This window comes from Prescottella equi (assembly GCF_020171745.1).
GTDB lineage: Bacteria > Actinomycetota > Actinomycetes > Mycobacteriales > Mycobacteriaceae > Prescottella > Prescottella equi_A.
On sequence record NZ_JAIVAH010000007.1, the window covers coordinates 265,596 to 279,190 of the forward strand.

The following is a 13,595-nucleotide window of genomic DNA, read 5'->3' on the forward strand; positions in this document are numbered from 1 at the left end:
GCGAGGCTTTACTTCTCATGCCCGCGGAGCGGCACCGTCAGGATCGGGGAGCGACCGCGAAGACCAGGTCGACCGTGCGATCGAGCAGGCGATGCACCTCCGCGACCTCCTGCCGGCCGAGGCCGAACAGGGTCAGTTCGTGGGCCAGGACCGCCGTCACGATCGCGACGACGTCCGACGCGTCAGCATCGGGAAGATCGTGGAGGTGTTCCCGATACGAATCGATCACCTCCGAGGAGAACTCCGCGAACAGAGCGCACACGAGCGGGTCGGTGGACTGTCGGAGCAAGGTCTGCAGTCGCAGGTAGGTCGGGTACTCCTCGAACCGATCGACCGAGTGGTGCAGCCGGACCCGGATGCGTTCGGCCGGAGGCAACCCCGGATCGGGCGCCTCGCCGTGCTTGATCGGATCGCCGGCGGACCAGTCGAGCAGCACCGCGGCGTAGAGGTGCTCCTTGGAGGCGAAGTAGCGGTAGACGGTCCCCAGCGCGACGCCCGACCGCTCGGCGACATCCCGGATCTGGATGCGCTCGAAGTCGTCGGCCACCAGCAACTCACCGGCGGCATCGATGATGCGCTGCCGCCGCTCCCGCTGCCCCTTCGGCAACGCCGCGGGGTCGGGCAACGTCGGCCTGTCGGGCCGTTCCGGATCGCCTGCACCCACGCTCGTACGCCTCCCATCGCGCCCGCCGGGCCGGCGGGACAACTGCTGCACCGATGCTACTGACCCCTGCTCACCCCACTACGAAACGAGGTCTACCCCGATGCCGAACAACGATTCCCCCGAGCCGACCTACGACGTCGTCGTCGCGGGCGCCGGATTCGCCGGCCTGTACGCACTGCACAGCCTGCGCCGGCGCGGCATATCGGTGCGCCTGTTCGAGGCCGGCGACGGTGTGGGCGGGACGTGGTTCTGGAACCGCTACCCGGGCGCGCGGTGCGACGTCGACAGCGCCGACTACTCCTACTCGTTCGACGATGCCCTGCAGCAGGAGTGGGAGTGGACCGAGCGCTACCCGACGCAGCCCGAGATCCTGCGCTACCTCGAGCACGTCGCCGACCGCTTCGGACTGCGCGAGGACATCACCTTCGGCACCCGAGTGACGTCGGCGCACTTCGACGAGGGCAGCGGCCTGTGGACGATCGGCACCGACTCCGATACCGGCAGCGACACCGTCACCGCGCGCTGGACGGTCATGGCGACCGGCGCGCTCTCGACGGCCCGACTGCCCGCGATCGACGGTCTTGACTCCTTCGCCGGCGAGATCCTGCACACCGCGCAGTGGCCCACGGAGGGTGTCGATTTCACCGGCAAACGGGTCGGGGTGATCGGCACCGGCTCGTCCGGGGTGCAGGCGATCCCGATGATCGCACAGCACGCGGACCGGCTCACGGTGTTCCAGCGGACACCCGGATTCGTGATCCCCGCCCGGAACCGCCCGCTCGACGCCGGTGAACTCGCCACGATCAAGGCCGACTACCCGACCCGACGGCAGTTGCAGCGCGAGTCGCACGGCGGCTGGATCCTCCCGCCGCCCGTCGGATCCGCACTGCAGACCGCACCCGAGGTCCGGGTCAAGGAGTACGAGGCGCGCTGGGCCATGGGCGGACTCGCCTATCAGACCACGTTCGACGACGTCATGACCGACCTCGCGGCCAACGAGACGTCCGCGGAGTTCGTGCGTTCCAAGATCCGCGAGACCGTCACCGACCCGGTCACGGCAGAGGCGCTGTGCCCCAAGGGGTATCCCCTCGGGGCCAAGCGAGTCTGCATCGGCACCGACTACTACGAGACCTACAACCGCGACAACGTCGAACTCGTCGACCTGAGATCCACACCGATCCGGGAGATCGTGCCCGCGGGAATCCGCACCGACGCCGGCGTGCACGACCTCGACACACTGGTCTTCGCCACCGGATTCGATGCCCTGACGGGCGCGCTGGGTGCGATCGACATCCGCGGCCGGGACGGCGTCAGCCTGCGCGAGACCTGGCAGGACGGTCCGCGCACTTATCTCGGCGTCGCGGTGGCCGGGTTCCCCAACCTGTTCGTCATCACCGGCCCCGGCAGCCCGTCGGTGCTGTCGAACGTCGTCGTGTCGATCGAGCAGCACGTCGAGTGGGTGATCGACTATCTCGATCACATGCGCGAACGTGGTGCCCGGTTCGCGGAGGCCACCGCACAGGCGCAGGACGAGTGGGGCGAGCACCTCACGACGATCGCGGCCGGGAGCATCTACCAGCAGGCCGACTCGTGGTACCTCGGCGCCAACGTGCCGGGCAAGCCGCGCGTCTTCATGCCCTACCTCGGCGGCGTCGGCAACTTCCGCAACCTGTGCACGCAGATCGCGGCGGACGACTACCGCGGGTTCACGACGACGTAGTCGGGCGTCCGAGGTGCCGTGTCAGCCGCCGTTGCGGTCCCGCCAGTAGCGGTACACGTCGACGGCGTCGGCACGCTCCTCGTAGCGCATGGGCAGCCGGCGATCCTGCCAAGGCTTGGCGAACTCGTCGTAGAACGTGGCGAGTTCGAAGTACTTGCGGTCGTCGACGTAGTAGGGCTCGTACTCGTCACGGGTGGTGAGGAAGACGACCTCGTCGGGCGAGCAGTAGTACAGCGACCCCAGACACATCGGGCACGGGTGGGCGAGAACGTAGATGGTGGTGCCGGTCAGGTGCTCGGTGCCCAGTTCGGTGCAGGCCTGACGGACGGCGAGGATTTCGGCGTGGGCGGTGGGGTCACCGGTCTGGGCCACCATGTTGGGGCTCTCGGCGAGTACCTCACCATCCTTGACGATGACGGTCGCGAACGGGCGGCCGCCTTCGGTGACGTTCCGGCGGGCGAGGTCGATGGTGCGCTGGACGAAGTCCATGAGGAGTCCTCCGAAGGTTGGTTGGGGGTGGGAGATCAGAACGGCTTGGTCGGCAGGTACTTGCCGTTCAGGGTGATGACGGCGCGCTCGCCGCCCTCGGGGTCGGCGACCTTCTGCACGTCGAGGGTGAAGTTGATCGCGGAGATGATGCCGTCGCCGAACTGCTCGTGGACCAGGGCCTTGAGGGTGGTGCCGTAGACCTGGAGCATCTCGTAGAAGCGGTAGATGGTCGGGTCGGTCGGGATGCCGCCGGGAATCGAACCACGGGTGGGGACGCACTGCAGCAGCATCGCCGCGTCCTCGTCGAGGCCGAGCAGTTCTGCGACGGCCTCGGCGGACTTCGCCGGCAGCGGGTGCTGGCCGAGCACCGCGGCGGTGGTGAAGGCCACGGACAGGCCGGATGCATCGGCGATCTGCTGCCAGGAGAGATCCTTGCGGGTCTTGGCATCGACAGCGGCGACGGCGACGGCCTGGCGGGCGGCGGGATCGAACTGGGACTGGATCATGATCGGTTCTTCCTTACTTCTCGGGGTGGACTGCTTCAGGTGGGGTCGACTACTTCAGGCGGACACATCCACGACCTCGCCGGCCGCGATGTCGAATACCCACCCGTGGAGGGCGACCTTGTCCTCTGCCAGCGCACGGGCGACGGAGGGGTGGGTGGCCAGGTTGGCGAGCTGCGCGTGAACGTTCTGACGGACCAGGGCTCCGACGTCGCCGACCGCGGTGGTGCGGGCCCGGGAGGCGTCCGCGTGCCGCAGCCATGCGGCCACCGCGGGCGCAGTGCTGAGGTCGTGGCTCTGAGCGATCGCGGTCATCGCACCGCACGCCGAGTGGCCGCAGACGACGATGTCCCGCACGCCCAGAACGGCGACGGCGTACTCGATGCTCGCTGCCACGCCGTCGGCCTCGGGGGTGTACGCGGGCACCAGGTTGCCGGCGGTGCGGATGACGAACAGGTCCCCCGGGTCGGTGCCGGTGATCAGTTCGGGAACCACACGGGCGTCGGAGCAACCGATGAACAGCGTGTGCGGTGTGTGATGGGTGGCCAGGTGAGCGAAGAGTTCCGCCTTTTCCGGGAAGACGTCCTTCCGGAAATGAGCGACTCCTTCGATGAGATCCTGCATGGGTCACGTCCTTCGTGGGTGGCTTACGCAATCCACCGTGCACGAACTGCACCTATAGAGTCCAAGACTTACTATCCATGCAAACGATTGCTCCCATCTATAGTGAGCGTCATGGCCGCCCTCGAACTGCGCCACCTGCGCTACCTGATCGCCGTCGCCGAACACGGCAACTTCACCCGCGCGGCCGAAGACCTGCACATCTCCCAGCCCACGCTCTCGCAACAGATCAGGCAACTCGAGCGGGCCGTCGGTGTGCAACTGCTGGACCGCACCGGCCGCACCGTGCGACTCACCGACGCCGGTGCCGTCTACACCGACCACGCCAGACGCGCACTGCGCGACCTGAACGCCGCCGAACGTGCAGTTCACGACGTCCAGGACCTCTCCCGCGGGCATCTACGACTGGGCGTCACCCCCACCTTCACCGCCTACCTGATCGGCCCACTCGTCGCCGGACTCCACACCCGCTTCCCCGGCATCGGACTGACCCTCACCGAGACGACTCAGGACCGCATCGAGGCAGCACTGCTCGCCGACGACCTCGACCTCGGCATCGCCTTCGCGGGCACACACCCGACCGGCATCGCCGCCACCCCGCTCTTCACGGAAACCCTCAGCCTGGTGATCGGCGGCTCGCGAACTCCGGGGACACCGGAGACTCCGAAATCCCTAGCCGTGCAGGACCTTCAGGAACAGCCACTCGCACTCCTCAGCGGCGACTTCGCCACGCGCGGCCACATCGACGCCTATTTCGCCGACCACCGGATCGAACCTCGAATCATGGTCGAGGCCAACACCATCCAGGCGCTCACCGAGATCGTGCAACGTACATCCGTGGCCACCGTCCTACCGGACGCGATCACTCACGACCACCCGCACCTCGCCCCCGTCCCACTCGACCCTCCCCTGCCCGCCCGCACGGTCACGCTCCTGGATCGACGAGGCGCCTATCGCAGCGCCGCGGCCCACGCGTTCATCGGACTCACTCGCGACATCGTCCGTGCCCGCGGCTACACCCCGCCGCCCGCGGCCCGTGGTTACATGGACTTCGAAGCACGCCGTCCGTGACGATCGATCGTTGGGAGCAGCGCCGTGACCACCTCGTCGAAATCCCCGGAGTCGAACACCCCGGAGCAGGGCAGACCGGACATCAAGCCACGCAGCCGCGACGTCACGGACGGGCTCGAGAAGACCGCGGCCCGCGGCATGCTGCGGGCGGTCGGCATGGGCGACGACGACTGGGACAAGCCGCAGATCGGGATCGGGTCGTCGTGGAACGAGATCACCCCGTGCAACCTGTCGCTGGACCGACTGGCCGAGGCGTGCAAGGACGGGGTGTTCGCGGCCGGCGGCTACCCGCTCGAGTTCGGCACCATCTCCGTCTCGGACGGCATCTCGATGGGCCACGAGGGCATGCACTTCTCGCTGGTGTCCCGGGAGGTGATCGCCGACAGTGTCGAGACCGTGATGCAGGCCGAGCGCCTCGACGGCTCGGTCCTGCTCGCCGGGTGTGACAAGTCGCTGCCCGGGATGCTCATGGCGGCCGCCCGTCTGAACCTCGCCAACGTCTTCCTCTACGCCGGGTCGATCCTGCCCGGCATCGCGAAGCTGTCCGACGGCACCGAGAAGGAAGTCACCATCATCGACGCCTTCGAGGCGGTCGGCGCGTGCTCGCGGGGCCTGATGAGCCGCGAGGACGTCGATGCGATCGAGCGCGCGATCTGCCCCGGCGAGGGTGCGTGCGGCGGTATGTACACCGCCAACACGATGGCGTGCGCGGCGGAGGCACTGGGGATGTCGTTGCCCGGCAGCGCCGCTCCCCCGGCCACCGACCGGCGGCGCGACGGCTACGCCCGACGCAGCGGGCAGGCCGTGGTCGAGATGCTGCGCCGCGGCATCACCACGTCGGACATCCTCACCAAGGAGGCGTTCGAGAACGCGATCGCCGTCGTCATGGCGTTCGGCGGCTCCACCAACGCGGTTCTGCACCTGCTCGCGATCGCGCACGAGGCGGAAGTGGCGCTCACGCTCGACGACTTCGCCCGCGTCGGGGCGCGCGTCCCGCACCTCGCGGACGTCAAACCGTTCGGAAGGCACGTCATGATCGACGTCGACCGCATCGGCGGCGTCCCGGTGATCATGAAGGCCCTGCTCGACGCCGGGTTGCTGCACGGCGACTGCCTCACCGTCACCGGACGCACGCTCGCCGAGAATCTCGCGGACATCGCGCCGCCCGACCCGGACGGCAAGGTCCTGCGCGCGCTGTCGTCGCCGATCCACCCGACCGGAGGCATCACGATCCTGAAGGGCTCGCTCGCGCCCGGCGGCGCCGTCGTGAAGTCCGCGGGGTTCGATTCGTCGGTCTTCGAGGGCACCGCAAGGGTTTTCGATCGCGAACGCGCCGCGATGGATGCGTTGGAGGACGGCACCATCACGGCGGGCGACGTCGTGGTGATCCGCTACGAGGGCCCCAAGGGTGGGCCGGGGATGCGGGAGATGCTGGCGATCACCGCCGCGATCAAGGGCGCCGGACTCGGCAAGGACGTGCTGCTGCTCACCGACGGCCGGTTCTCCGGCGGCACCACCGGACTGTGCGTCGGGCACGTCGCCCCCGAGGCCGTCGACGCCGGACCCGTCGCGTTCGTCCGCGACGGCGACAAGATCCGGCTGGACGTCGCCAACGGCGTCCTCGATCTCCTGGTCGACGAGAAGGAGCTCGCCACCCGCCGAAGCGGGTGGGAGCCCCTGCCTCCGCGCTACACGCGCGGCGTCCTGGCGAAGTACACCAAGCTGGTCGGATCCGCCTCCGACGGCGCCGTGTGCGGATAGGTTCCCGGCAACGACCGATCAGGCGTCCTCGAGACGGATCCCCTTGGTCTCCCTCATGAACAGGCACGCGAGGCCGGTGAAGGCGCACAGCACCATGATGTAGATGCTGAACGCCCACCCGATACCCTGCCCCACCAGGAGCTGGTTGAGGTAGGGCGACGATCCGCCGAACACCGCGACCGAGATCGAGTACGCGAAGCCGATGGCCTGCGTCCGCAGCTTGGTGGGGAAGCTCTCGGACAGGGTCGCCGAGAGGACCGATGCCGGGATCGACACCACAAGCAGTGCAACGGTTGTCGCGACGAGCAGCGTCCAGCCCGCGGAGGTGATCATCGCCGTGAGCGGGAACTGCAGCACGAACATCAGTCCGGCGAATGCGAAGAGCATCGGTCGTCGGCCGATCCGGTCCGAGAGCAGCCCCCAGAACGGCAGCGACACGAGCGCGATCAACTGGGCGACGACGAGCATCCAGTACGCGGTGTCCGGATTCATGTTCTTCTGCGTGATCGCGTAGGTCGAGATGTACGACGTCCAGGTGTAGTGCGCCGCAGTGATTCCGGACGTCATGCCGATCATCAGCAACACCGCGCGCACGACCGTCGCCCGAGGAATGCGAGGGCTGTCGTCGCCGGCCTGGGCGTCGAAGACCTCGCTTTCCTCCATGCTGCGGCGCAGGTACAGCGCGACGAGCGCGAGCATCGCACCGATCAGGAACGGGATGCGCCAGCCCCAACTCGCCACCGCACCGTCCGACAGCACCGACGTCACGCCGCCACCCACCGAGTACGCGAGCGCGGATCCACCGAAGATGGCGATGAAGGCGACACTTCCCCACATTCCACGGCGGTGCGGTGGCGCGATCTCACTCACGTACGAGTACGCCGTCGCGGACTCGCCGCCGTGCGCGAATCCCTGAGTGATGCGCGCGGCCAACAGGATCACCGATGCCCAGATGCCGACGGACTCGTACGTCGGCATGATGCCGATGACGAGACTGCCGCCGGCCATCATCAGCATCGTGGTCACGAGCACGAACTTGCGGCCCCGCCGGTCCGCGATCCGGCCGAACACGATGCCGCCGAGCGGTCGCATGAGGAACCCGACCGCGAAGACGGCGAGGGTCGACAACAGGGCGGAGACCGGGTTGGAACTGTCGAACACGACGGCGGCGATGAACGGGGCGAACACCGCGTACGCACTCCACTCGTACCACTCCAGCACGTTGCCGACCGCGCTTGCGAGGAGCGACTTCTTCTTCGATCGGATGTCCGATCCGGACGTCGACGCGAGCCGATCCCTCTCGATGACCTCAGATGCCACGGACTACTCCAGCCTTGTCGTTGGATAGGTTTGTCAGATAACGGGATTCAGGACGCCGACTGCGTTCGCAGGTCGGTACGCCGGATCTTTCCCGTGAGAGTCTTGGGGATGGCGTCGACGATGTGGACGCGCCGCGGCCTCTTGTAGGCGGCCAGACGATCGCCGACGAACGCGACGAGTTCCGATTCGTCCACGTCGGCGCCAGGGTTGAGTGCGACGTACGCGACCACTCGTTCGCCCTGGTAGTCGTCGGGTTCACCGGTCACTCCCGCCTCGTAGACACCGGGGTGCTCGTGCAGCGCGCTCTCCACCTCCCGCGGCCACACCTTGTAGCCGGAGACGTTGATCTGGTCCTTGAGACGGTCGACGAGGTGGATCCAACCGGCCTCGTCCATGATCGCGACGTCGCCCGTGCGGAGCCGACCACCCGGAAAGGTCTTCGCAGTGTCGTCCGGACGCCCGAGATAGCCCGAGATGATCTGCGGTCCGGCCAGTTCCAACTCACCCGGCGTCCCGACCGGGACCGGTTCGCCGCGCTCGTCCACGATGCGCGCCTCGACGAGGGGCAGAGGGATGCCGATCGCCAGCGATCCACTCTCGGTATCGACAGGGGCGCGCACGCCCGGAGGCACTGCGACGACCCCCGAGGACGTCTCGGTCATCCCGAACGCGTTGTGGATGTAGTGACCGAATCGGTCCTCGAACTTGCGCACCGTGGCCGGGGGGATCGGTGCCCCACCCGAGTAGAGCGTCTTGACCGAGGCGAAGTGCTCGGCCGACGCGCCGGGCACCCGGTACAGCGCGTTGAAGACGGTGATCGAGCCGATCGTGAACGTCACCCCGTGTTCGACGAAGGCTTCGAGAGTGACCTCGGGATGGAACCGATTGGCGAACACGAGCGCACAGTCCCGCACCAGCGCCACCACCGCGTTGATCACGGCGCCGGTGATGTGGAAGAGCGGCGCCACCGCGAACACGACGTCGCCGTCGGCCATCCCGACGAAATCGCCGTAGGTGCGCGCCACCGCGAGGACGTTCGCATGCGTATTGCGACTACCCTTCGGCGCGCCGGTCGTGCCCGAGGTGTAGGCGACGATCGCGAGGTCGTCCCCGTTCAACCGAAGCTGCGGAGGCCGACTGCCGCGGTGACGCGCCACGACGTCGGCCATGGCCTCGCCCACCGGACTCGGGCTCCGATCCGCCTCGGCGAAAACCCGAGGGTCGTTGCGGCTCTGGTAGTCGAGATCGCAGGTCGTGACGATCCAACCGACCGAGGTACCCCGCAACGCTTCGGCGGTCACCGATGCGACGGTGTCGGCGCAGATGAGCCCCACGGCGCCGGCATCGGCCACCAGATGCCGAAGTTCCTGGCCGCGGTACATGGGATTGAGCAACAGCGCCGCGGCCCCTACCTTCCACAGGGCCAGCATCGAGATCGCGTACTGCGGGATGTTCTGGAGGTAGATCCCGACACGGTCACCTTGGCGAACCCCCCTCTCCTGCAGTCCCACAGCGAGCGCATCCGACTCCTCGTCCAGCTCCCTCGAGGTGAGCGTCCCGTCGAAGTACCGCACCGCGACACCGTCCGGATGGGCGGCGACACGCTCCTTCCATGCGTCGACGAGGGACTCGGACCGCAGTTGCGGCTGCGGATCGACATCGTTCGGATAGAGACGAACCCACTTGTGGGACACGAGACCAACTCCCTTCCAGCAGCGAACCCGAACGAGAAACCGTTCGCGGCGTCGCCCGACCGGACATTTCCAACAAACGACCGACCGATCGATCGCTCGGTAATGGTTAGCGAGTGTTACGGGTCACACATCCACTGTCAAGTGGGAGCCTCCTGCGAGCGCCTGCAGGTTCGGCGAATCCCCGTCAGACGGAACGTGCCGGACCCGAGAGCGGGTCCGGCACGTTCCGGAGAATGCGGTGGCAGCGGTGCGTCAGATGGGTCTGTAGCCCGCCCCGACGCCACCTGTCGCATTGATGTTGTCGATGATCGCCGTCATGTTGGTGCCGAGTTCCGGACCGAGGCAGGCCACCCCGAGATAAGCGTTCACCATCGCGACCAGAGTGGTCCCGACGACGACCGGCGATCCGGAGTCACCCTCGATGACGCACATCTGCGTCCACGTCTCCTGCGACTGCAGGAGGTCGCCGTAGACGATGCCGCACGTGTGCCCGGTGGTGCGCCCCTGCTTGCACGCGGTGGCCGGGAACTGGGCCGGCTTACCGATGTCGGTGATCGTGACCTGGCCGATCGTGTTCACCGGGGTGACCTTCGCGGGATCGAACTCGATCACCGCATAGTCGTAGTCGGAGTTCGACACGACGAACCGGCCCACCACGCCCGCATCCGGATCGGACTCGGGCACCACGGGCCAGCCCGCCTCGCCGCAGTGACCCGCGGTGATGCCGACGAGTCGGCCGGCGTTGTCGTGCCCGATCGTGGTGAGCGTGCACTGATACATATCGTCGATCACGATTCCGGACCCGCCGCCCAGGACGGCTCTGGGTGGCGCCGCGGTCGCGGTGCCGACGCTGAGCATGCCGGCGATCACCGCCAACGCCGCGAAGATCAAGGAAAGTCGCTTGAGCATGTTGCCCTCCCGCTTGGCGCTACGAATGTGCCATCGGTCGATCACCGCCACATGCCTGCTGTCAGCCTTGCTTGCACGCCCCCGGCCGCTTGCGCGCCCGAGTCGGCGGGACACTCACCGGCAACTTTCCCACCCGAGCGTCGACGCTCGGGCGGGCTTCATCCGATCGTCACCCAATCGCCGACTAGGAGGTCGCCCCCAGCGCTTCGAGGGCGCGTCGCGCATCCTCGAGTTCCTTCGACAATGCGGCAATTCGCTGCTCCGCAGCCTCTCTGGCTGCGGAAATGACCGATTGGACCGCCTCGAGCGCAACGTCGTCGCCGAGTTCACGCATCGCGCGATCGACGGCGTCGGGACTGACCGGAGTGGCCTTGCCGGGGCGCTTCGCGCCGTGCGTCACGGTCACGGTCCAGTCGTTCTCGGCGCCGGCGTGAATCGTCACGCTCACACCACCCGGGGCCTTCTTCGCGCGGCGCGGCGCGGGCGCTGCGGGCGCAGTGCTGGTGACCGGGGCAGGCGCGGGGGCCGGCTTGGGTGCGGGCGCTGCCGCCGCGGGCTTCGGGGCGGGGGCGGCTGCGGGCTTGGGCGCGGGCACCGTCACAGGCCTGGGCGCCGGGGCTGCTGCGGGCTTGGGCGCGGGGGCCGCCGACTTGGCCGGGCGGGCCGGCTTGGCCGGTTCCGGCGCCTTGCGGGTCATGCGCAGTTCCTCCGCTTCGAACGGAAGCTCGTCGTTGACCCCCTTGGGGCTGATGATGACCGTGTTCCCTTCCACGGAAACGACTTTCGCCGAGCATCCGGCCTCGATACCGAGGCTCGGGGTGGCCTCGCGCAGGTATACGGTGGCGCGCTTGCCCTCGGCGACGGCTGCTGCCAGCGTCTCGAGGTTCTCCGCGGTGAGATGTTCCGGCGTTGTCGAGCCTGCTCCAGAACGACTGCGGGGCGGCATGATGGGGTCCTCCTGGTACAGACTGACTGCTTGCACCGCTACCTTCCCACAGGCACCCGACAGTCGTTGCGGCCCGCCATCGCGTGGTTCATTCTTGGGGCGACCATCACGAAAGGGGCGTGCGTTGGAACTCTCCGAGCACCTCGATCCCACCGTGCTCGGCCTCATCCAGTCGGAAGTGGAGCAGACGCTCCTCGGCGGCCCGCGCCGGTACACCCGCGAACAGGTGGCCGAGCTCGCCGGCGTGCCCCTCGAACGCGCGCAACGCCTGTGGGTGTCGATGGGTTTCGCGATCGACGCCGACCCCGACGCGACGATGTTCACCGACGCCGACGCCGCCGCGTTGAGGGGTCTGGTCGCCTTCGTCGACAGCGGGGCGCTCGCCCCGGACGCAGCGGTCGCGGCCACCCGGGCGCTCGGTCAGTCGATGTCCCGGCTCGCGGAGTGGCAGGTCGCGGTGCTCAATTCACACCTGGCCGAGGAGCTCGCCGCCACGCACCTGGACGCCGGCACGCTCGACGAGCAGTCCCTGCGCGACGCCGTCGGCGCGCTCACCTCGGGACTGCTGCCCACCGTCGAGGCGCTGCAGTCGTACGTGTGGCGCCGGCACCTCGCGGCCGCCACCGCGCGCCGGGCCGGCAGCGTCGGCGAGAACACCACGCACCGGACCCTCGTCGTCGGATTCGCCGACATGGTCGGCTACACGAGCCTGACCCGCCGGATCCGGGTCGACGAGCTGAGCTCGCTGCTCGAGGACTTCGAGTCGCAGACCACGTCGATCATCACGCAGGGCGGCGGCTGGGTGATCAAGAACGTCGGCGACGAAGTGATGTTCGCGGCCGAACACGCATCCGACGCGGCACGGATCGCGCTGGGACTGCAGGACGCAGCACAGGCCCACCCGGAACAACCGGATCTGCGCGTGGGCCTGGCCCTCGGCCCGGTCCTCGTCCGCTTCGGCGATCTGTTCGGCGAGGCCGTCAACATCGCGGCGCGGCTGACCAGCGCGGCACGCCCGGGGACGGTGCTGGTCGACGCCGAACTGTCCGCGGCGCTCGTGGACGACGACGGCGTCCAGCTGCGCTCGCTACGCCCCTTCCGCGTCCGCGGCTACTCCCGGCTCCGAGCCTTCGCCCTGCGTCCCGGGCGGGACCGGGACGAGCGCTGAGGCGCGGGAGCGATCGGACTGCCTGGCCGCGAGGAAGTCGTCGACGATCCTCACGCACGCGTCGGGCCCGAGCGGCGCGAGGGTCGCGAGCCGCGTGAAGACGAGCGGCCCGACCAGCTGCGCGAGCGCGAGGTCGTAGTCGAAAACGCCCAGCTGGGTCTTCGCCTCGTCGGTGCCGAGCACGCGGTCGAACGCCGCCCGATACTGCACGACGACGTGTTCACGCAGCGACCGGAGCTCGGGCCGGTTCTTCCCGGGCTGTTCGGTGGCCTCGAGGTCCGAGGCGCTCGAGTAGTCGTCGAGTGCCGGTCCCATCCCCAGCCAGCACAGCGCGGTGATGTGCATCGGCGCGTCCTCGATCATCCGCGCCTGGGCGGTGAGCAACTCGATGAGCTGTTCGCGCAGGTCACCGGCGACGGCGGCCTCCGGCGCGGGTGCCACCAGCTTGCCGAACGCCGCGGCCACCAGTTCGGTGCCGCTGTCGAAGTGCCGGTACAGCGTCGCCCGCGCCACCTTCGCGAGTTTGGTGACCGCGTCGATCGTCACCGCCTCCGTGCCGCCCTTGACGAGCAGGGTCGTCGCCGCGTCGAGCAGCCGCGCCCGCGACCGGGCCCTGCGGGGGTCCTGCTCGGCCGCCGCTCCGTCCCTGTCTTCCGTACCCATCCGCCACCACCTCTTGTGGAACCATCAGTCCACCTACGATACTGACAGTCTTGTTTCCTACGGGGA

General features: G+C 68.4%; 12 protein-coding genes and 1 pseudogene. 4 read left to right on the forward strand and 9 right to left on the reverse strand.

Features of this window, described 5'->3' with window-relative positions; translation table 11 throughout:
• Positions 1-37: 37 nt before the first annotated feature.
• A complete protein-coding gene (locus LCL87_RS06275; RefSeq protein WP_225017770.1) occupies positions 38-664 on the reverse strand; it encodes a TetR/AcrR family transcriptional regulator in 627 nt (208 codons plus the stop codon).
• 100 nt (positions 665-764) lie between these two features.
• On the opposite strand from LCL87_RS06275, the gene LCL87_RS06280 reads away from it, so the two are divergent.
• Positions 765-2,384, forward strand: coding sequence for a flavin-containing monooxygenase (locus LCL87_RS06280; RefSeq protein ID WP_225017772.1), 1,620 nt, complete (start codon positions 765-767; stop codon positions 2,382-2,384).
• Here the strand turns inward: LCL87_RS06280 and LCL87_RS06285 are convergent.
• From LCL87_RS06285 to LCL87_RS06295, 3 genes and pseudogenes are all read right to left on the reverse strand, one after another.
• Positions 2,371-2,873, reverse strand: a pseudogene (locus LCL87_RS06285) (nucleoside deaminase). The gene LCL87_RS06280 and the pseudogene LCL87_RS06285 sit on opposite strands and share 14 nt — an antisense overlap.
• Positions 2,874-2,908: 35 nt before the next feature.
• Positions 2,909-3,379, reverse strand: a complete 471-nt coding sequence (cynS, locus tag LCL87_RS06290) for a cyanase (RefSeq protein ID WP_225017775.1) — start codon at positions 3,377-3,379, stop codon at positions 2,909-2,911.
• Between the two features lie 54 nt (positions 3,380-3,433).
• The gene (locus tag LCL87_RS06295) at positions 3,434-4,000 is read right to left on the reverse strand and encodes a carbonic anhydrase (protein WP_225017777.1); all 567 of its coding nucleotides are present in this window, start codon (positions 3,998-4,000) and stop codon (positions 3,434-3,436) included.
• Between the two features lie 111 nt (positions 4,001-4,111).
• Between LCL87_RS06295 and cynR the strand changes: the two genes are divergently transcribed.
• Together cynR and ilvD are read left to right on the forward strand one after the other, a co-directional pair.
• A complete protein-coding gene (gene cynR / locus LCL87_RS06300) occupies positions 4,112-5,068 on the forward strand; it encodes a transcriptional regulator CynR (protein WP_225017779.1) in 957 nt (318 codons plus the stop codon).
• 24 nt (positions 5,069-5,092) lie between these two features.
• Positions 5,093-6,829 carry a dihydroxy-acid dehydratase gene (gene ilvD / locus LCL87_RS06305; RefSeq protein WP_225017781.1) on the forward strand — a complete coding sequence of 579 codons (1,737 nt, stop codon included), beginning with the start codon at positions 5,093-5,095 and terminating at the stop codon, positions 6,827-6,829.
• 18 nt (positions 6,830-6,847) lie between these two features.
• Here ilvD and LCL87_RS06310 read toward each other — a convergent pair whose 3' ends face one another.
• The 4 genes from LCL87_RS06310 to LCL87_RS06325 all read right to left on the reverse strand — a co-directional run bounded on the left by LCL87_RS06310 (position 6,848) and on the right by LCL87_RS06325 (position 11,698).
• The gene (locus tag LCL87_RS06310) at positions 6,848-8,149 is read right to left on the reverse strand and encodes an MFS transporter (RefSeq protein ID WP_225017783.1); all 1,302 of its coding nucleotides are present in this window, start codon (positions 8,147-8,149) and stop codon (positions 6,848-6,850) included.
• 47 nt (positions 8,150-8,196) lie between these two features.
• Positions 8,197-9,843, reverse strand: coding sequence for an AMP-binding protein (locus LCL87_RS06315; protein WP_225017785.1), 1,647 nt, complete (start codon positions 9,841-9,843; stop codon positions 8,197-8,199).
• 252 nt (positions 9,844-10,095) lie between these two features.
• Positions 10,096-10,752, reverse strand: coding sequence for a S1 family peptidase (locus tag LCL87_RS06320; RefSeq protein ID WP_225017901.1), 657 nt, complete (start codon positions 10,750-10,752; stop codon positions 10,096-10,098).
• A 184-nt stretch (positions 10,753-10,936) separates the two neighbouring features.
• The gene (locus LCL87_RS06325) at positions 10,937-11,698 is read right to left on the reverse strand and encodes a DUF6319 family protein (RefSeq protein WP_225017787.1); all 762 of its coding nucleotides are present in this window, start codon (positions 11,696-11,698) and stop codon (positions 10,937-10,939) included.
• A gap of 124 nt (positions 11,699-11,822) precedes the next feature.
• Here LCL87_RS06325 and LCL87_RS06330 point away from each other — a divergent pair, with 124 nt between their 5' ends.
• Positions 11,823-12,866, forward strand: coding sequence for an adenylate/guanylate cyclase domain-containing protein (locus LCL87_RS06330; protein WP_225017789.1), 1,044 nt, complete (start codon positions 11,823-11,825; stop codon positions 12,864-12,866).
• On the opposite strand, the gene LCL87_RS06335 is transcribed toward LCL87_RS06330, so the two are convergent.
• A complete protein-coding gene (locus tag LCL87_RS06335) occupies positions 12,786-13,529 on the reverse strand; it encodes a TetR/AcrR family transcriptional regulator (protein ID WP_225017790.1) in 744 nt (247 codons plus the stop codon). The genes LCL87_RS06330 and LCL87_RS06335 overlap by 81 nt on opposite strands.
• Positions 13,530-13,595: the final 66 nt, after the last annotated feature.